The 17678-nt window shown below is 62.9% G+C and carries 13 protein-coding genes and 3 pseudogenes; 8 read left to right on the top strand and 8 right to left on the bottom strand.

Going from position 1 to position 17678, the window contains the following annotated elements; translation table 11 throughout:
• Positions 1-12: 12 nt before the first annotated feature.
• Positions 13-1965, top strand: a complete 1953-nt coding sequence (locus tag K0S66_RS15005) for a M10 family metallopeptidase (RefSeq protein WP_301076274.1) — start codon at positions 13-15, stop codon at positions 1963-1965.
• Positions 1966-2006: 41 nt separating this feature from the next.
• Here the strand turns inward: K0S66_RS15005 and K0S66_RS15000 are convergent, their stop codons facing one another.
• The 6 genes and pseudogenes from K0S66_RS15000 to K0S66_RS14975 form a co-directional block, all read right to left on the bottom strand.
• The gene (locus K0S66_RS15000; protein WP_301076273.1) at positions 2007-3734 is read right to left on the bottom strand and encodes a tetratricopeptide repeat-containing sulfotransferase family protein; all 1728 of its coding nucleotides are present in this window, start codon (positions 3732-3734) and stop codon (positions 2007-2009) included.
• Positions 3735-3988: 254 nt separating this feature from the next.
• Positions 3989-4236: pseudogene (locus K0S66_RS14995) on the bottom strand (IS701 family transposase); the annotation flags it as partial.
• Between the two features lie 278 nt (positions 4237-4514).
• Positions 4515-5069, bottom strand: a pseudogene (locus tag K0S66_RS14990) (IS630 family transposase); the annotation flags it as partial.
• A 100-nt stretch (positions 5070-5169) separates the two neighbouring features.
• A complete protein-coding gene (locus K0S66_RS14985; protein WP_301076272.1) occupies positions 5170-5361 on the bottom strand; it encodes a hypothetical protein in 192 nt (63 codons plus the stop codon).
• Positions 5362-5454: 93 nt separating this feature from the next.
• Entirely contained in the window at positions 5455-5841 is a 387-nt protein-coding gene (locus K0S66_RS14980; protein WP_301076271.1) for a hypothetical protein, read from the bottom strand.
• A 269-nt stretch (positions 5842-6110) separates the two neighbouring features.
• Positions 6111-6326, bottom strand: a pseudogene (locus K0S66_RS14975) (AraC family transcriptional regulator); the annotation flags it as partial.
• 248 nt (positions 6327-6574) lie between these two features.
• Between K0S66_RS14975 and K0S66_RS14970 the strand changes: the two are divergent.
• The 6 genes from K0S66_RS14970 to K0S66_RS14945 all read left to right on the top strand — a co-directional run bounded on the left by K0S66_RS14970 (position 6575) and on the right by K0S66_RS14945 (position 14809).
• Positions 6575-7885 (top strand): alginate export family protein, encoded by a 1311-nt coding sequence (locus tag K0S66_RS14970; protein ID WP_301076270.1) that lies wholly within the window; start codon positions 6575-6577, stop codon positions 7883-7885.
• A gap of 537 nt (positions 7886-8422) precedes the next feature.
• Complete coding sequence (locus K0S66_RS14965; RefSeq protein ID WP_301076269.1) at positions 8423-10852, top strand: TonB-dependent receptor; 2430 nt, start codon at positions 8423-8425, stop codon at positions 10850-10852.
• 14 nt (positions 10853-10866) lie between these two features.
• Entirely contained in the window at positions 10867-12234 is a 1368-nt protein-coding gene (locus K0S66_RS14960; protein ID WP_301076268.1) for an LLM class flavin-dependent oxidoreductase, read from the top strand.
• The gene (locus tag K0S66_RS14955) at positions 12231-13199 is read left to right on the top strand and encodes an aliphatic sulfonate ABC transporter substrate-binding protein (RefSeq protein WP_301076267.1); all 969 of its coding nucleotides are present in this window, start codon (positions 12231-12233) and stop codon (positions 13197-13199) included. Before K0S66_RS14960 ends, K0S66_RS14955 begins: the two co-directional genes overlap by 4 nt.
• A gap of 10 nt (positions 13200-13209) precedes the next feature.
• Complete coding sequence (locus tag K0S66_RS14950; RefSeq protein ID WP_301076266.1) at positions 13210-14067, top strand: ABC transporter permease subunit; 858 nt, start codon at positions 13210-13212, stop codon at positions 14065-14067.
• 1 nt (position 14068) lies between these two features.
• Positions 14069-14809, top strand: coding sequence for an ATP-binding cassette domain-containing protein (locus K0S66_RS14945; protein WP_301076265.1), 741 nt, complete (start codon positions 14069-14071; stop codon positions 14807-14809).
• A 46-nt stretch (positions 14810-14855) separates the two neighbouring features.
• Here the strand turns inward: K0S66_RS14945 and ssuD are convergent, their stop codons facing one another.
• A complete protein-coding gene (ssuD, locus tag K0S66_RS14940; RefSeq protein WP_301076264.1) occupies positions 14856-16004 on the bottom strand; it encodes an FMNH2-dependent alkanesulfonate monooxygenase in 1149 nt (382 codons plus the stop codon).
• Positions 16001-16936: a TauD/TfdA family dioxygenase gene (locus tag K0S66_RS14935; RefSeq protein ID WP_301076263.1), complete on the bottom strand. Its 936-nt coding sequence runs from the start codon at positions 16934-16936 to the stop codon at positions 16001-16003. The genes ssuD and K0S66_RS14935 overlap by 4 nt, the downstream gene beginning before the upstream one ends.
• A gap of 301 nt (positions 16937-17237) precedes the next feature.
• On the opposite strand from K0S66_RS14935, the gene K0S66_RS14930 reads away from it, so the two are divergent.
• Positions 17238-17678, top strand: a 441-nt coding sequence (locus tag K0S66_RS14930) for a MucR family transcriptional regulator (RefSeq protein ID WP_301076262.1), incomplete at its 3' end; no start/stop codon positions are given.

Genomic DNA, 17678 nt, shown 5'->3' with positions numbered 1-17678 from the left:
TGGGGAAATGACATGCCCTTAATTGAAGAAGCCCTTATGAATTCCGGCAACTCGATGTGGGAAGCGATGTCGCTAGATCCACTCGCAGGCGGAAGCTACGCTGGTAAGTCAATCTGGACTGTCGAGGCGATCGCAGAGAATCTAAATCGGACAGGCTACGATTGGTACACAAGCAATTACGGCGAGTTGGACGACGGCGTACTTAATTTCGGTTTTTGGCTTAACCAGGAGGAGATCGCCAACAGCTACTACGTCAATGCGACTGGCACCACTGCCTTTGCTGAAGCCGACCCCGAAACCTTCTCTCCGTTCACTGCCGGGCAGAAGGACGTGGCACGCGGTGCGATTGCGCTGTGGGACGATCTTGTCGATATCTCCTTCCGCGAAACAAAATCGTTCAACGCCGACATCAATTATGGCAACACCGACACCGGCGGCGCACAAGCATATGCGTACCTGCCGTTTGGCGACATTTTCGATAGCTACTATGAAGAGGAGCTTGATTTTGATGAGATCGGCCGCATCAGTGGCGACATCTGGATCGACGGCTTCGTCTCGTCTAATTTCACACCTCTCGCTGACAGCTACTACTCTGTCCTGACGATGATCCACGAGACGGGACATGCGCTCGGCCTCAGTCATCCCGGCGACTATGATGCACTCGACGATGATGATGGCGACGGCGTGCCCGATCCGATCACCTACGAGAACGATGCTAGCTTTGCGCAAGACTCGCTTCAGTACAGTGTGATGAGCTACTTTGACGCCTCTGAGACGGGCGCGCAGCATATCGACTGGTCACTTTTGAACTTCGCCTATGCAGCGACGCCGCTTGTGCATGACATCGCAGCGATCCAGGAAATCTACGGCGTCGACAGTACCACGCGTACTGGCGACACGGTCTACGGCTTCAATTCCACCGCCGACCGTGCGGCCTACGATTTCTCGAAAAACACGCGGCCAATTGTAACGATCTGGGATGCGGGCGGCAACGATACGCTAGACTTCTCCGGATGGAACACGCCGTCAACGATCGATCTCAATGAGGGCGCCTTCTCTTCCGGCGGCGGCATCGAGGAATTCCTGATGCTGGATCAGGTTAACGCCAATCGGGCGGCGCTTGGTTTCGCACCACGAACTGCGGCGGTCGCCGACCTCTACGAGGAGATAAAGGCAGCCAATGGCATCACGAGTCCGCTGTACAAAGACAACATCTCAATCGCGTATGGCGCCCTAATAGAGAATGCTATTGGAGGCGCAGATAATGACCGCTTAATCGGCAATCAGGTGAACAACGTGCTCACCGGCAATGCGGGTGCGGACACGTTCATTTTCAAGACGCTAGGGCAGACTGGTGCTGATCGAATCACCGATTTCGGCCGCACAGACGTGCTCGTCACAGAGAAAGCCATCAAAGATAGCAACGGCGACGGGTTGATAACATGGTCTAAAACTTCCGGTCTGCGGCTGGACACAAGCGACAACGACCGGGTCTTCTTTGATGGGCTCTCGACGGCGAGCGGACTTCGTTACCTAGGCACTGTGGGCGGCGAATACTTCTACGCAGATGCAGGGGTCCGTCCCATCGCGAAGAGTGGACATACGGTCAGAGAAGGTAGCGTGGCCGATGATGTTCTGAAGGGCAGCGGAAGCAGCGGAACCGCAAAGACGGTGCTGTTCTTCGATACGGCCGGAGCCGCGCCGACTGGTAATGACACTGTCTCAAGCTTCGGCAAGCGCGATATTCTAGTCACGACTACTAAGCTTGCTGACAACAACGGTGACAATATCATCGCGCTTGGGACCGATGGCGTGCTGGATCTCGGCGAAAATGGGGGAACCGTCGACTTCAACAGTAGGCTCAGGCTCGAGTTCGATGGACTCGTAAGCGGGTCGGGCACGGACTATTACGTTTACAGCCTCCAGGGATCAGCGGCTGGCGTGGGCGATCTCATCCTCGCGTGATACTGTTGCTCGCGAAGCTCGCCGGTTTTGCGCCGGCGTAGCTAGCGGGCGAGCGCCTCACGAAGTGGCGCAAGCCATGGCCCGAACAACTCTGCGCGGCCGATCCCTTCGCGGTTGATCGGCTTGCGCACCTGTTGCGCACTAGGTGTCCGCACAGGCCGCTCCGTCTCGAAGAAGCGGAGACAGCGCGCGTCAAAGTCGAGGTCACAGGCCGTGAGCAGGTGCCGAACCTCAGTTTCAAGATCGTCGACCAGCCGCTCGTAGGTCACTCTGTGGACTCTCCCCGGCAGCGCAGAATTAAGCTGGTCCATGAAGGTCACATAGTCACGATAGTACCGACCGAGATCGTCCAGGTCGTCGGCATGACCTTGGCCATTCGCAAAATAGCGGCAGAAGTTTGAAATGCAGCAATCTAGCGGATCGCGCCGTACTTCTATGATCTTCGCATTAGGAAGTATCGATTGGATCAGAGCGATATGGCGCCAGTTGCCCGGCATTTTGTCGGTAAAGCGCGGACGATTGCTGCGCCGGTATGGCTTAACTCCGGCGAGATAGTATTCTCCGAGCGCCGACGCTTGTTTGGCGTCGAGCCTCGCAACCTGCTCGTAAGTCCCGCCGTATTCCCTTTCTCGTACGCCGAAACGTTGGGCGATCTGCATCAAATGCGGAAGTTCCGCGAGCCCTTCCACGTCCGGATGACTAGCCAGGATTTGCTCGACAAGGCTCGAGCCAGACCGATGCATACCAACGATGAAGATCGGCGCAGCGCTCGAAGTCCCATATCCCGCGCGGCTGCGGAAGAACGAGGCATCGAACGACCGGGCATCGTCTCGAATAGCGCGAGAAATGGCCTGCGCATCGTGAGGTACCCGGAGCCGGCGTAGCCGATGGCCTTCAGCATAGCAGGCGAACGACATCGCGCCGTCGCCCCGGTGCTCCCACGCTCGACCGAGTGCGAAATGGATCGGAATACCGAAACGATCCTCCGCGTCCGAACGTTTGACGACGGTAGTCATAGCAGAAATGTCAGCGTCTGTCACAGCGGCGGGATCTAGATCAGCCAGAGTCCACCACGCAGGTCCGAACTCCGGATTGACGGCTATTGCACGGCGCGCGCCCTCGCCAGCTTCCGCTCGCCGCCCGACCTGCGCCAGCAAGCGAGTGTGGCTGAGCCACGTGACTGCGTTGTCCGGTGCGAGCGCAACACTTGCAAAGCTTGCGCTTAACGCCTCCTCGACACGGCCGACGCGGCCAAGCAGCGCGGACTTCAAATACAGCAGCTCGGCCGCGTTTGTTGCAGACGTCAAACCGTCGTCCAGCAACGCGATTGCTTCGTCCCAGCGGTTCTGGTGCCGCAAAAGGCGGACGAGCGTCTTACGCGATGCGACATAGCCGGGCGCGCAGGTCAGCGCTCGGCGCAGCAGGGCCTCTGCATTGCCCAACTGGCCCATCCGAAGCGCTAATCCAGCGAGCATCTCGAGGGCTACCGGATTGTTAAGATGCTCGCGCAAGTGAAGCGACAAAACTTGCTGAGCTTCCGCCGATCGACCGCCTGACAGCGCTTCAGTAGCAGCAGCGACGCCGGGCAGTTCCCGCAGCCGCGAGATCAGTGCTGCCTCGGAGCGTTCCGCAGCGTCGTGCCTCCCGAGCGATCGAAGGGCAGCGGCGGATACCTGGAGGGCTTGGAGGTGCAAGGGATCCGCGGTAAGCACAGCCTCAGCCGCTTCAAGCGCTGCCACTGCATCCGCATCGGGGAAGTCTGCCTGCAATGCTTTTGGCCTCCGCGTTCTAACGGTCAAGATAGATTGTGATCATCGCGAAATCGATTCGTAGATACCGCCGTTGAACTGCCAAGTAGAAGGCTTGTTCAGCGAGCAAGGCTGCCTTTGCGGACAGCCCTCAGACCTTAACGTAAAGCCATCTCCGTTTTCATGCTGATTTCGGCGCAACAGTCGAATTCCATTCGCGGCCCTGCTAGTACTACTTTGGCACTCTCAGATTGACGGCGTCCGCGAGACGCTTGTCACAGTGAGGGCAGCGCAGTGGCGGCGGCTGGGCGAAGAGGTTGAGGATCGCTTGCCTGATGGCCGGCATGCTCGGCTGTGGCGGGGGACCCCCGACTCTTTTTTTCCGTCCCGCTGCCATAAGGCGGCGGGATTGGAGGAAGGCGTAGGCGATCATCGTCATCAAGGCATGTCGGTGTAATCCGGTCCAGGATCTGCCCTCGAAGTGATCGAGGCCCAGTTCCTCCTTTAGCTGCTGATGCGAGCGGCGGCCATTTCCTTGGGTGTCCACCGCGTCGAATAGGGAAGAAGATGCTCGAGTTGCGGCTGGTTGGTCCTGATCCAGTGGGCCAGACGGGTCCAGCTATCCACCGCCACTTCGGCGGAGCCGGCGGTAGCGGTCGTCGCCCTTGTGTTTCTAAGGTGGCAATGAACACGCTGCCGAGAGGGTGCCGCGTTTTTACAACGACACCCTTCCCTGTCGCCTTAGCCGTTCAACATGACCGCCGGGAACTTGTCTTCGAACCGGGTTACTAAACTATCGCAACGGCGCAAATGCTTGCGGGTAAGCTCGGCGAACCAGCGCTCCACCTGTTTGATCCACGATGCTGACGTTGGCGTGAAGTGGACGTGGTAATGCGGTCAACGAGCGAGCCATGCCCGGGCCAGCACGGTCTTGTGGGTTGCGTAATTATCTATGACGATATGGATATCGAGGTCCCGAGCAACCCGCGCGTCGATCTGCTTGAGGAAGTCGAGAAACTCGGACGAACGATGGCGCTTGTAGCATTTGCCGGTGACGAAGCCCGAGGCGATGTCGAGCGCCGCGAACAGCTACGTTGTGCCGTGGCGAACGTAGCTGTGGGTGCGGCACTCGGGCATGCCGGGCATCATCCGCAGGATCGGCTGCTCGCGGTCGAGCGCCTGGATCTGCGACTTCTCGTCGACGCTGAGCACGAGTGCGCGGTTGGGCGGCGACAAGTAGAGCCCGACGATGTCGCGGACCTTGCCGACGAACAGCGGATCGCTCAACAGCTTGAATGTCTCCGATCGGTGCGGTTGTAACCCAAAGGCCGTCCAAACGCGCCGGATCGTGGTATGCAGAGATTGAGTGCCTGTCCGCCGACAATGAACGCCTTGTCGCTCAGCTGCAGTATGCTGGCGAGATCATACACCACCTCTGGCGGCAGTACGCCTTTGTTCAGGCGAAGACCTCTTGGCAGATCACGGCCGAATCGATGACCTGAAGCGACGAGAAGAAGCCGTTCCGGGCCGAAAGATCACGACGCGATACGAAGCCGCTGCTCAGGGCAGCAGCATCGGATGCCCTGGAGCGCTCCTTCTCCCTCTGCCGTTCGGCGGGGTCGTAGTAGCAGACCTGTCGCATGCTCATCTCCAGAACCTATCTAGGCCCGACCCGGTTACCAGTCAATGAACCGGGTTGTGGACCAATCCTTTCGCCTCAGCTCCGGTTCCACGACTCTGCTCATCCCTCTTCCGGATACGACCGGAGCGCCACCTTGTCCAACGTACGCGCCGGCCGCAGGACCATTCCATTGCGGCGCGGGCGCGATGAGGTGGCGAAGTACTCGGCGTAGGGCTCGCCCTCCCTGCCGCCGAACCCATACTGGAAGTGACGAGCCCCAATCGCGTTGGCCATGCGCGCAACGCTGCGCCGTATCAGCTCCATCTCACCACAGAGGGCATAGGCGATAGCGACGACCTCCTCGCCCCTCAGCCGCTCGTCACGTCGGCGGTTTAGACGAAAGTTGACGAGTGCGCCGGCAATAAAGCCGAGGAACGATCCAATGGTGCCCTGCCAGCCTTTCAGCTCAGCGTAGAAGCTGGAAGCCTCACCTCTGCCCGGTGGCACCTACCGGATAGATGGCGAGGTGCCGGAAACCGAGGTGTGGTCCTATCCACCCGGTGCTGTTGTCGAATACGAGTGGAAAACTTTCGACAGTGGCGAGCGGGCTTTGACAGCTATCGGCCTTGGTTAGCCCACGTCCGATTTCCACCCAATCTAGGCCGTTCTTGCGCGATGGGGCGATTCCGAGAGCGGACAGGCAGGAAGCGCCCCAGTTGTGACCGTTCTGAAGGCTCCAGACAGCTGCGGAAAGCGGCCGTCCGTCGTATGGGCGGTCAAGCGGCAGCCGCAACCTTTGGCGTGATGAAGGGTGAAACTACCGACACCGCCTGATTCACGTAGAGCGCCTTTTCACCCACTGGCGCGACATAGTGCATGGCTTCCTTGGCATCTTGCATCGAAGCGCCTCGGGCGATCATCCACGTGGCGAGGTACTGCGAGGCAAGGCAGCCGCCCGCAGTCGCAACATTGCCATGTGCGACGAAGGAGCTTCTGCTACTCGCGCGATCTAAATGCCGCCTGAGCTGGCGAGGCTGCCACTGCGTAGATGATTGACAAGATTTTACGATAATGGCTGATTGACTACATGGGGCTTGCGGTCACCCCATGAGGCGTCAGCCAAAGCATCGCATCCAACCCAACACTTCTTGGTCGCGCCATGCCTGACACTATACTTCCTGTTTTTCTGTGCCCGGCAAACCGGCTGATACAAATTTGCTGCTGGGCAATAGCGGTCAGCATGCTGCCTTGGGCTGGGCCTGGTGCCGCACAAAGCGAGCCCGCCGAGGGGCTCTCCATCGCAGGATCGGTGCGGCTTCGTGCCGAGGCAATCGATGGGCAGCCGCGTGCCGGCTTCAATGAAGCCGACGACTTGGTCAACCTACGGACGACGCTCCTCGCGCAGTACAGAGATGGCCCTTTCCGCCTTGTTGGAGAGCTGTGGGACAGCCGAATTTACGATGACGATGGAGGGACGCCGGTCTCGACCGCAGAGGTGAACGCTCTCGAACTCGTTCAAGCTTTCGCCGAAATCAAGGTGCCCGAACCCTTAGGCGCAGGCAGCAGTGCGACCGTCGCGGGCGGCAGGTTCGTAATGAACGTCGGCTCCCGGCGCCTCGTAGCGGCCGACGACTACCGGAATACGACGAACGGTTACACCGGGCTGAAAGCCGATTTCGTTTGGCCTGGCGGCTGGAATTTCACGCTGCTGTACACGCTTCCGCAACAGCGCCGCCCTGACGATCTTGCTCGCCTGCGCCGCAACGCCGTGGGTCTCGATCACGAAGGCTTCGATCTTGTCCTCTGGGGCGGCCTGGTCAGCCGCGCGCGCGCTATTGGCCCGGTGACGCTCGAGGGCTCCTTTTTCCACCTGGGCGAGCGGGATACGCCAGACCGTCCGACCCGCGACCGCTCCCTCTACACCGTCAGCTTACGGCTCGTCCGGGACTCCGCGCCGGCGCGGCTTGATGGCGAACTGGAGTTGATCGTGCAACGGGGCGATGTCTCCGCCAGCGTCGCTCCGATGGCTCGCACCCAGCCCGTGCGGGCCTGGTTCGTGCATGCCGACACTGGTTACACCTTTGGCGATTCATGGAAGACGCGGGTCTCGGTCGAGTATGATCACGCCAGCGGAGACAGGCCGGGCGGTGCGTACAATCGGTTCGACACGCTGTTTGGCATGCGGCGGGCCGATCTGGCGCCGGCCGGCCTCTATAATGCCATCGCGCGCAGCAATATCATCAGCGCCGGTATTCGCGTCGAGGCCGCGCCTGACAAGCGCACCGACCTGATGGCAACGCTTCACCCGATGTGGCTCGCAGCGCGTGAGGACAGCTTCGCATCTACCGGCGTGCGCGACCCCACGGGTCGCGCCGGTAGCTTTGCCGGCACGCAGGTGGATGGTCGCCTCCGGCACCTCCTCACGCCTTGGCTGCGCTTGGAAGTGGACGCCGTGCTGTTGGCGAAAGGCAGGTTCCTGAAGGAGGCACCGAACGCGCCCGCTGGACGGTGGACGCGCTATCTGTCCCTGAATGCCACGGCGACATTCTAGAACGATCAGCTTCCATCCAACTTCGGCCACTCTTGCTCCGGCGCGCATTACGGAAGCAGGCTGGCAGTAACTGCTCTTCGGTGGCCCTTCAGCTACGCCTGGGTCACCCCTCATAAGGGGGCCGCAGATTACAACGCGGACAAGACAGGTGGCATGGGGCCGTCCCAATAAACAGGGCTTTCGCCCCGCTGCCGGCGACCTGATATCTGGCGAAGTAGATCTCTAGACCGATGAACCAAAGCTATCTTGCCGTTAATTCCTACTGGTTCAGTATGGATTGAACGGAGGTCGCCCGACTGCGGCTCGCGGCAATTTGATGGGATCAGCTTGCTCCGCGTTACCAACGGCTAAAGCGCACCCGGCGTGTCGACTGGCGGCACGGCGCGTGTCCCCGCATCTCGGGAGAACGAGCATGGTCGACCCGCCGCGCTAGGCCGCTTCACGCCTTCATCGTCAGCGCCCGCCCACTCGCCAGCATGACCGGCGGGCAACGAGCGTGCGCGCCGATTATAGATCGATAAAAGGGACCATATCGCGATGCCCCTGCCCCTCACTGCCTGGCTGCTGGCCAGCGCAGGCAGCATTTCTGCGCCATCCATTCATACCGCCGACGCCTCGGTCACTCTTCGACCTGCGTCGGAGGCGGCCGCCTCGAGCAACGACCCCGCAACCACAACCCCATCCACCGTCCCCTCCGACAGTGGTTCCGACATTCTCGTCACCGCGCGGCGCCGCGCGGAGAGCATACAGGACGTGCCGCTCGCTATCAGCGTCCTGGGCGGCGAGGCGCTGGAGCAGAAAGGTGCCTATCACCTCCAGCAGATCTATCAGGAGGTGCCGAGCCTGACGGTCTATACCTCGAACCCGCGCAACGTGACGGTAAACATCCGCGGCCTGGGATCGAACGTCGCCACGGCGAACAACGGGCTGGACCTTGGCGTCGGCTTCTACGTCGACGACGTTTATTACGCGCGGGTCGGCCAATCCGGCTTTGACCTGGTAGATCTCGATCGGGTCGAGATCCTGCGTGGACCGCAAGGCACCCTGTTCGGCCGCAACACTACGGCCGGTGCAATCGTCGTCACCACCAAGCGGCCCAGCTTCACGCCGGAGGCATCGGGGGACGTTTCGGTCGGCAATTACGGGCTGTTCCAGGCGCGCGGAACGCTTTCCGGACCAGTGGCGAAGAACGTCGCCGGCCGCCTTTCGTTCGAGGCGACCAAGCGCGACGGCTTCCTGCGCAACATCTTCCAGGATCGCCGCGTCCACGATTTTCAGAACTATACCGTGCGCGGGCAACTGTTGTTCACGCCGACTGAAGCGCTGACCGTGCGCGTCATCGGCGATTATGCCCGGCAGGAGCAGAATTGCTGCGTTCCGGTGTTGCTCGGATCACTCGCTGCTTATGACAATGGCGCGCCGATCGCGTTCAACTATGCCCAGCGGATCGCGCAGTTCGGCTACACCCCGCCGCTCGCCGACCCCAAGGATCGCATCACCGACAGCGACTGGCTGGGCCCGATCCGCATGGAACAGGGCGGCGTGCAGGTAAACGCGGAATATGATTTCGGCGGGGCTACGCTGACCTCCGTCTCCGCGGCGCGGTTCTGGAATTGGACACCACGCAACGACCCAGATTATTCGGCCCTCAACATATCGCTGGAGGGCAATCAGTATGATCGCCAGCGACAGTTCAGCCAGGAATTCCGCTTGGCCTCCAACGGGCGGCAGACGATCGACTGGGTGGCGGGCCTCTACGCCTTCCACCAGAAAATTCCCGGCTGGTTCATCAACGAATATGGCCGTGACGCGGGCGAATTCCTTATCGCACCGGGCACGTCCGGCCTGACGCGGGCACAACGCCGCGCCACGCTGGAAGGCACTTATACTTACGCGTCGTCGGAGCCGAAGACGACAAGCGTTGCGGCATTCGGCCAGGGAGTCTGGCACCTGACCGACGCGGTGGATCTGACGGTTGGCCTGCGGTACACGCATGAGCGCAAATACGGCTTCTACGAGCAGGTCCGCGGCGGCGGGTCGCGGCTTACGACGCTAACCCCCGCGCAGATCGCGCTGCGCAACGCCTACACGCCCATTTATGCGCGTTACGATCTCGATCGCAGCTGGGGCGACCTTTCCGGCATGGCGAGCCTGTCGGGCAAGTTGGGCGAGGACGCGCTGGTCTATGTCACCTATGCGCGTGGGCAGAAATCCGGCGGGCTGAATTTCGCCACACTGCCGCTATCTCCGGACGGTGCGCCGCTGCTGGATCTCGCAGTGGTCTCGCCGGAGAAGGTCGACAATTACGAGGTCGGCCTGAAAAGCGAATGGCTCGACCGGCGCCTCACAGCCAATTTCTCGGCATTCCTGACCGACGTCTCGAATTATCAGTCGACGATCGTCGACGCGAGCGTGGTGCCGCCACGTGCATATATCGCCAACGTCGGCGATGTCAGATCCTATGGCATCGAGGGCGATTTGCGGGCGCGTCCCGTCGCGGGTCTGTCGCTTTACGCCAGCGGCACCTGGAACCCGGCCGAATACCGCCGCTATTCCAACGCGCAATGCCCGTTTGAGATACGCGCGCCAGGGCGGCCCACGGTCTGCGACCTGTCCGGGCGCCGCCTGCCCGCCGCCCCGCGATGGGCCTGGTCGGCGGGCGCCAGTTATGACGCGCCGCTCAGCGACACCGTCACCGGCTTCATCGGCGCGGACTATGCGTACCGTTCGTCCTTCTACACGACGTACAATCTCAGCCGCTTCTCGCTGGTGGATGGCTTTGGCCTCCTCAACGCGCGGCTCGGCGTACGCGGCAAGGATGGTCGCTGGGAAGCGTCCCTGTGGTCCCGCAACCTGCTGAACAAGCTGTATTTCTACTCCAAGGGCATCAGCGAGAACGGCGCCGTCTTCTACGGGCAGCCCGGCGATCCGCGCACCTTTGGCCTCACCTTGCGTCACCGTCTCTGACCGGGAGAACAACCATGACTAAACGCACCGACACGATCCGCTTTGGCGCTTTCCTGATGGCGACGGGCCACCATGTCGCCGCGTGGAGGCACCCGCGCGCTGCCAAGGACGCAGGCGTCGACATCGAGCATTACGTCTCGCTCGCGCAGAAGGCCGAAGCGGCGAAGTTCGACATGATGTTCCTGGCCGATAGCCAGGGCGGCTTCGTCGATCGGGACGATCCGGAGAGCATCGCACGCATGGCGGGCGTCGCCGGGTTCGAACCAATCACCCTGCTGAGCGCGATCGCTTCTCGTACGCAGCGCATCGGCCTCGTCGCGACGGCGACCACGACCTACTATCCGCCGTTCCTCCTCGCCCGCCTGTTCGCCTCGCTGGACAATGTCAGCGGCGGGCGCGCCGCGTGGAACCTCGTCACTTCCGCCTCGGCGGGCGAAGCGCAGAACTTCGGGCTGGAGCAGCATCCCGAGCCGGAGGTGCGCTATGCCCGCGCCGCCGAATTCGCCGCGGTGGTAAAGGGATTGTGGGAAAGCTGGGAGGACGATGCCTTTCCACGCAATCGCGACAACGGCCTCTTCGCCGATCCGTCAAAGCTCCACATCCTCGGGCACAAGGGCCCGCATCTTTCGGTTGCCGGACCGCTCAACGTGCCGCGATCGCCGCAGGGGCACCCCGTCGTGGTCCAGGCGGGTTCGTCGGAACCAGGGCGCGAGCTTGCGGCTGCGACTGCCGAAGTGGTGTTCACCGCGCATCAGACGCTCGCCTCCGCCTCAGACTTCTACGCCGATGTGAAGCGCCGGATGGCACGCCACGGCCGGCGGCCCGAGACGCTGAAGATCATGCCCGGTGTCATGGCCGTTGTAGGCGACAGCGAGCGCCACGCCCGCGAGAAGTACGAAGAGCTACAGGCGCTCGTTCATCCCGAGATCGGCAAACGGTTCCTCGCCCGGCTGTTCGAGGACGATCGCCTGCTGGAGCATGACGAGAACCAGCCGCTTCCGGATTGGGTGCAGGTCGACGGGCGCAAGAGCCGCCCCGCGCTTCTTTTGGACATGGCGCGGCGGGAAAACCTTTCCGCCCGCGAGCTTCACCTGCGTGTCACCGGCGCGCGCGGCCATTGGACGATCTTCGGCGATGCCGGCCAGATCGCCGACCAGCTTGAATCCTGGTTCGATGGCCATGGTGCGGATGGCTTCAACGTAATGCCGCCGTACCTGCCGGACCATTTGGACGACTTCATCGCCGAGGTGCTGCCCGAGCTGCGCCGCCGCGGCCGCTTCCGCACGGACTATGAGGGAACGACGCTGCGGGAGAACCTGGGCCTGCCCTTTCCGGAGCACCCCGCCCGTAAATCGACCGCGCTGGCGGAGGCAGCGGAATGAGGCGCCGTGCATTGCTGGCCGGCACGCTGGCGCTGATGCTCGCCGCGTGCGGCAAGGGCGACAGCGCAGGCACAGGCAAGGGCCTGACGATCGGTGTCCAGAAGGGCGGCGTGCTGTTCGTGGCGAAGGAGCGTGGCGCGGTAGAGAAGACGCTCGCCGCACAGGGCATTGCGCCGGTACGATGGGTGGAATTCCCCTCCGGCCCGCCCTTGATCGAGGCGATGCGCGCAGGCTCAGTCGATATCGGCGCAGTCGGCGATACGCCGGTCGCCTATGCGCAGGCGTCGGGATCGGACATCGTCTATGTCGCGACGCACAGCTTTCCGAGCGCGATCACCGGCGGACTGATCGTGCCACGCCAGTCGCCGGTGCGCACCGCCGCTGACCTCAAGGGCAAGCGCCTCGCCTTCACCAAGGGCTCGGCCAGCGAGCTCAGCGCAGTCATCGCGCTGAAGAAACACGGGCTGACGCTGAAGGACGTGACGCCGGTGTACCTGGCGCCGGGCGACGCAATGACCGCGTTCAGCAACGGGTCGATCGATGCCTGGATCACCTGGGATCCCTACCGGGGGCTCGCCGAGGAGCGCCATGGCGCACGCGAGATTCCGATCGACCGGGCCGGCCTTGCCTCCACCGTCTTTTACATCGCGCGGGGCGCGATAGTGAAGGAACGGCCGGAAGCGATCGCCGCCACACTCGACGCGCTGCGAGACGAAGCTGCCTGGGCGCGGGCGAACCTGGACGCGGTGAGCAAGCTGTCCGCCACCGCGACCCGTCTCCCGCTCGCCGTCCAGCAGAAGATGCTGGCGCGCTACAAAGGGGCAGCCTTTGTCGTCGATCCGGTCACCCCGGCTGACATCGCGAACCAGCAGCGTGTCACCGATTATTTGACTGAGGCGGGCGTGCTGAACCGCAAGCTGGATGCCGGCGCGATCGCCTGGACCGGCTGGACCCCGAAAAGCTGAGGAGACGATCATGGCCAGTCTCGCGCCCAACCTGACGCGCGCCGATGCCCCTGCCAACCCGCGCGGGCCATCACGCACCACTTCGCGGGTCCCAGTGGGCTCATGGCTCGCCCGCACGCGCTGGACCCCCGCGATCCTGCCCGTGCTGCTGCTCGCCACCTGGCAGCTCGCCTCGACGACCGGTGCGCTGCCAGCGACTATCCTCCCCGCTCCCACCGCTGTGATCGATGTCGGGGGTGAGCTGATCCGCGACGGCACGCTGATCGCCAATCTGGGCGTCAGCGCGGGACGCGCGCTGGTTGGCCTCCTGGCGGGCGGCACGATCGCTCTTGCGCTCGGCCTTGCCACCGCATTGTCACCGGGGCTTCGCCGCCTGCTTGATCCGACGCTGCAGGCGGTCCGGACCATTCCGCATCTTGCGCTGATTCCACTCGTCATCCTCTGGTTCGGGATCGACGAAGGGGCGAAGATCCTGCTGGTCGGGTGGGGCGTGTTCTTCCCGATCTATCTCAACACCTACCACGGTGTGACCTCCGTCGACCCGGGATTGATCGAAATGGGACGGGTGTACGGAATGCGGCGCATGACGCTGTTTCGCCGCGTGATCCTGCCTGGGGCGCTGCCGTCGATCCTGGTCGGCCTGCGCTTCGCGCTGGGCATCATGTGGCTGACGCTGATCGTCGCGGAGACCATCGCGGCTAATTCGGGGATCGGCTACATGGCGAACCAGGCCCGCGAGTTCAGCCAGACCGACGTGATCGTCCTCGCGATCCTGGTCTACGCCTGCCTCGGCAAGCTCGCCGACAGCCTCACTCGCCTGATGGAACGGCGCTTCCTGCGCTGGAACCCAGCCTATGGAGCACGCTGACATGGCCACCGTCCATACCCTTGCCCGCCCTGCCGTGCAGGGCGGCGCCACGATCACGATCCGCGGCCTCGGCATTGCTTTCGGCGGCAACCGCGTGATCGATGCGCTCGACCTAGATGTCGCCGCTGGCGACTTCGTCTCGATCGTGGGCCGGTCCGGCTGCGGCAAGAGCACGCTGCTGCGCGCGATTACCGGGCTGGAGCAGCCCGATGGCGGCACGATCGAAACCGATCGCGATCGCACGCGCGTCGTCTTTCAGGAACCGCGGCTGCTGCCCTGGGCCAGCGTTCTCGACAATGTCGTGGTGGGCGCTGAAGGCACACCGGCCGAAAAGCGCGAGCAGGCGGTCGAAGCGCTTGCGCTCGTCGGCCTCACTGAAAAGGCAGGCGAATGGCCCGCGCGCTTGTCCGGCGGCCAACGCCAGCGCGTCGCGCTGGCCCGCGCGCTCGTCAGCCGGCCACGGCTGCTGTTGCTAGACGAGCCGCTCGGCGCGCTCGACGCGTTGACGCGGATCGAAATGCAGCGGCTAATCGAACGGGTTTGGCTGAACCAGGGCTTCACCGCGCTGCTGGTGACGCATGATGTGACCGAGGCGGTGACGCTCGGCAACCGCGTGGTGATCATGGAAGGTGGGCGGATCACGCTCGATCGCGCCGTCCCGGCAGGCCGACCGCGCCGCCATGGCGATACAGGGCTGGCAATGATCGAGGGTGAGATACTGGAACGACTGCTGGAGAAATAAGGCGGCAAAGCTCCCCTCCTCCCCTGCGGCGGAGGGGAGCAATCACTCAGCTCGCGGCGGCCTGCCGCAATGTGGTGAAGGGGAATTGCGGCGCCGCTTCCTGCGCCTTCGGGCCGTTCACCAGGTTGAGATGCGGGAACAGGAGCTCGGCCACCCGATAGGCCTCCTCGAGATGCGGATAGCCCGAACCGATCACGGTATCGATGCCGATCGCGGCATATTCCTCCAGCCGCTCGGCAACCGTTACGGGGTCGCCCACCAGCGCGGTACCGGCACCCGTCCGCACCAGTCCAATGCCGGCCCACAGGTTCGGGCTGACCTCCAGATCCGCCCGATTGCCCTTGTGAAGGTCCCGCATCCGCGCTTGGCCTACGGACTCAGTGCGCGCCAGAGCGGCCTGAAAGCGGGCGATATCATCGTCGGTGACATGGCGGATGAGGTCATTCGCCGCATCCCATGCCTCACCCTCCGTCTCGCGCACGATGAAGTGCAGCCGTATGCCGAAGCGGATGGTGCGCCCGCGCGCCGCCGCACGGGCGCGCACGTCGTCGATCACGTCCTTCAACTGGGCGGGCGGCTCGCCCCACGCCAGATAGACGTCGACATGCTCGGCTGCGATCTCCCGCGCGATGTCTGAGGAACCGCCGAACCAGATCGGCGCATGCGGTTTCTGCACGAAGGGAAATTCCAGCCGGCCCTTGCGGATCGACAGGTATTTGCCCTCGCGCGTCACCGTCTCGCCGCGGCCCAGGGCACGAAAGATATCGAGGAACTCGGCGGTTTGTTCGTATCGCTCGCGGTGATCGAGGAAGATCCCGTCCCGCGCCAGCAGCTCGCTGCTGCCGCCGGTAACGACGTTGAGCAGCAGCCGCCCATCGCTGATGCGATCCAGCGCCACCGCCTGCCGCACCGACTCCGCTGGCAGCGTCAGCCCCGGCCGCAGCGCCACCAGCAGCCGCAACCGCTCGGTCACGGGGGCGAGGCTGGCAGCAGTGATCCATGCATCGGCGCAATGCGATCCGGTCGGCATCAGCGCGCCGGAGAAGCCGAGCTGGTCCGCGGCGATTGCCACCTGTTTCAGATAGCCCGGCGTCGCGGCGCGCGCGCCATCGGTGGACGCCAAATACCTCTGGTCCCCGGCTGAGGGCAGGAACCAGAGGAAATCGAGCGGGCTGCGGCTGGCGGCGGCGGTCATTCTGCAGCCTCCAGCAGCGCCTCGTCCGCCTCCGGGCGGATGGCACGGCTGCGGCGGCCGTCGATCGACACCGGAACGTCACCGGCAATGGTGACCCGGCGGACCGTGCGGCGCTGCAGGCCGAAATCGGCCGTGGCGCGGTGCTGGGTAGCGCGATTATCCCAAATGGCCACATCACCTTCGCGCCAGCGCCAGCGGACGATGTTTTCCGGCTGGAGGATATGGTTCTGAAGGATCTGGAACAGCGCCAGACTGTCCGCCTGCTCCAGGCCGACGAAGCGCTGCACGAAATGGCCAAGCAGCAGCGTCCGTTCACCTGTTACCGGATGGACGCGTACCACCGGATGCTCGGTCTCGTGCACGACGCGGGCGAACACCTCGCGCTGGTAGCGGATCCGCTCCGCCGAGGTTTCAGGACGCAGCGCCGCATAATCATAAGCGTTGGAGTGAACCGCCCACAGCGTGTCCGCCAGTACGCGCAGCGGCTCCGGCAAGGCATCGTAAGCAGCGGCCGTATTCGCCCATTGCGTGTCGCCGCCCGCCTCCGGGATGGTCACCCCGCGCAGGATCGAAGCGGCCGGGTAAGCCGGGACGAAGGTGACGTCGGTATGCCACGAGTTCGCCGCCCGTCCGTCGGTTGAATCGAGGTCGAGGATATGCTGCGTTCCCTGCCGCACTGGCACGGTCGGGTGCGACACAGGATCGCCAAAACGCGCCGCAAATGCCTCTTGCCCGGCATCGTCCAGCTGGTGCTGATCGCGGAAGAACAGCACCTTGTGCCGCGCGAGCGCCGCATGAAGCGCGTCGTAGATTTCGGGCGCAAGATCGGCGGAAAGCGCAATCCCGTGCACCTCGCCGCCGATGCGGCCTGCAACCGGGGTGATCACCAGCGGGCTGGCAGGGCCGGGTGTGTTGATGAACTGAGTCGTCATTGGGCACCTCCTAATTCCTATCTTCTTGGTAGGATTATGAGGAAGCCACGAAGAACGGCTTCATCCGTTGAAAGCCGAGCTAACGCCACCCCACATCGTCGAGGTTGGCTTGGACGCTCTGCTCTCCATCGGCTGAACGGGGTCTACCAAAGGAAAACCCGGATGGTGCAGCTTTGCTGCGCTTCTCGCCGACTATCGGAGAGGAGCCTCCGCCGTCTAGAGTGCTTTAATGTCTGTTAAATCTTGAATTGGAGACGCCTAGATGGCAGCGCAGCCACTCCCCAAGGAAAGTATGTACATAATGGCTGATATCCCCCCGGACGATCCAAACTTCGACACGATTGAATTTGCGGTACAGCTGACCACCGCTTGGCTGGCGAACCCGAACACTCGAGCATCTGAGACCGACGTTCTCGCCTTTCTGAAGGATATGCACGGAGCTGTTGACCAGCTTTCGGGTGCTGAGCGACACCTGAAATCAGCTGACGTGGCGAATGAATACACGCCAGCCGTGTCGGCCAGGAAGTCTCTCGCTTCCAAGGACCACATCATATCGATGATCGACGGCAAGCCGTACAAGACGCTCCGGCGCCATCTTGCCGGCTACGGGCTCACGCCACAAGGATATCGGGATCGTTATGGTCTGAAATCAGACTATCCGATGGTTGCTGAAAGCTACTCGGAAGCGCGTCGAGCCATGGCCAAGAAGATCGGCCTGGGCCGCAAGCCGGGTATGACGCGG

This window comes from Sphingomonas sp., assembly GCF_029239295.1.
GTDB lineage: Bacteria > Pseudomonadota > Alphaproteobacteria > Sphingomonadales > Sphingomonadaceae > Sphingomonas.
The sequence above is the reverse complement of the archived record's forward strand: the minus strand, read 5'-3'. Positions and strand labels throughout refer to the sequence as shown.

What these genes read in the sequence shown, in the direction of transcription:
- K0S66_RS14955 (WP_301076267.1), top strand. Translation starts at nt 12,231, where the DNA reads ATGAGGCGCCGTGCATTGCTGGCCGGCACGCTGGCGCTGATGCTCGCC.
- K0S66_RS14985 (WP_301076272.1), bottom strand. Translation starts at nt 5,361, where the DNA reads ATGAGCATGCGACAGGTCTGCTACTACGACCCCGCCGAACGGCAGAGG.
- K0S66_RS15005 (WP_301076274.1), top strand. Translation starts at nt 13, where the DNA reads ATGCCCTTAATTGAAGAAGCCCTTATGAATTCCGGCAACTCGATGTGG.
- ssuD (WP_301076264.1), bottom strand. Translation starts at nt 16,004, where the DNA reads ATGACCGCCGCCGCCAGCCGCAGCCCGCTCGATTTCCTCTGGTTCCTG.
- K0S66_RS14950 (WP_301076266.1), top strand. Translation starts at nt 13,210, where the DNA reads ATGGCCAGTCTCGCGCCCAACCTGACGCGCGCCGATGCCCCTGCCAAC.
- K0S66_RS14945 (WP_301076265.1), top strand. Translation starts at nt 14,069, where the DNA reads ATGGCCACCGTCCATACCCTTGCCCGCCCTGCCGTGCAGGGCGGCGCC.
- K0S66_RS14965 (WP_301076269.1), top strand. Translation starts at nt 8,423, where the DNA reads ATGCCCCTGCCCCTCACTGCCTGGCTGCTGGCCAGCGCAGGCAGCATT.
- K0S66_RS14935 (WP_301076263.1), bottom strand. Translation starts at nt 16,936, where the DNA reads ATGACGACTCAGTTCATCAACACACCCGGCCCTGCCAGCCCGCTGGTG.
- K0S66_RS14970 (WP_301076270.1), top strand. Translation starts at nt 6,575, where the DNA reads ATGCTGCCTTGGGCTGGGCCTGGTGCCGCACAAAGCGAGCCCGCCGAG.
- K0S66_RS14960 (WP_301076268.1), top strand. Translation starts at nt 10,867, where the DNA reads ATGACTAAACGCACCGACACGATCCGCTTTGGCGCTTTCCTGATGGCG.